The following is a 1,115-nucleotide window of genomic DNA, read 5'->3' on the forward strand; positions in this document are numbered from 1 at the left end:
ACCGCCGAGGAAATGAGCAGCCAGGCCGAGCAGCTGCAGCAGACCATGGGCTTCTTCCAGCTGGCCGGCAGCGTGCCGGCCAAGGCCGCGGCGCCCGCGGCCCGGAGCCGGCAGTCCAGGAAGCCCCTGGCGGCCCGCAAGCCCAAGCCGAGCCTGGCCCTTGCCGATACCGCCTTCGCCGATGGAGTGGACGAATCCCAGTTCGCCCGCTACTGACACGCCCGCCCCTCTTTTCGTCTCACACCGGAGGACATCACCATGTTCGGCCCATTGAAACTATCGACCAAGCTCTTCGGAGCCTTCCTCATCGTGCTGGCCCTGATGGCCGGACTGGGCGCCTACGCCATCAACCAGCTCGCCACGGTGAACCAGTCCACCGAGGACCTGGCCACCAACTGGCTGCCCAGCGTCCGGATCATCATGTTGTCCAAGTCGAACATCAACCGCCTGCGGGTGCTGGAGATGCGCACGATCATGGACACCAATCCTGCCGATGTGCGGGAGTCCGTCAAGGAAGGGGTGGAGCGCATCGCGGCCACCCGCAAGCTCTGGGCAGACTACGCCAAACTGGTGAGTTCTCCGGAAGAGCAGCGCCTCTATGACCAGAGCAAGGAGGCCATGGAGACCATGTTCGCCGAGCACGAGAAACTGGGTGCCCTGATCCAGCAGGGCAATATGGCCGAAGCCCGTGCCGTGCTCGACGGCGACGCACGCAAGGCCTACAACACGGTCCGCGGCCTGTCCGACAAGCTGTCCGACATGAACGTGGCCGGCGGCGACAAGGCCGCCGCGGATGCAGCGACCACCTACGCGCACGCACGCACGCTCACCATCTCCATCCTGGCCGCCTGCGCATTGCTGGCACTGGTCCTGGCCTTCCTGATCACCCGCTCGCTGGTGAAGCAACTGGGAGGCGAGCCCGCCTACGTCGCAGAGATCGCCAATGCCGTCTCCAACGGCGACCTGACGCTGCAGATCGCGACCCGCCAGGGCGACACCACCAGCGTGCTGGCCGCGATGAAGAACATGGTGGACAAGCTCTCGCGCGTGGTGACCGACGTCAACAGCGGTGCGGAATCGCTGGCGGGCGCATCCGAAGAAGTGAGCGCCACGGC

The 1,115-nt window shown here is 65.8% G+C and carries 1 protein-coding gene and 1 pseudogene; both read left to right on the forward strand.

Annotation, left to right across the window (positions count from 1 at the left end):
* Positions 1-216: pseudogene (locus tag T336_RS27180) on the forward strand (methyl-accepting chemotaxis protein); the annotation flags it as partial.
* Positions 217-258: 42 nt separating this feature from the next.
* Positions 259-1,115 (forward strand): MCP four helix bundle domain-containing protein (locus T336_RS0122425; protein WP_026434190.1); only part of this gene is annotated, 857 nt, incomplete at its 3' end.

It is taken from the genome of Paracidovorax oryzae ATCC 19882 (genome assembly GCF_000687165.1).
Classification (GTDB): Bacteria; Pseudomonadota; Gammaproteobacteria; order Burkholderiales; family Burkholderiaceae_C; genus Paracidovorax; species Paracidovorax oryzae.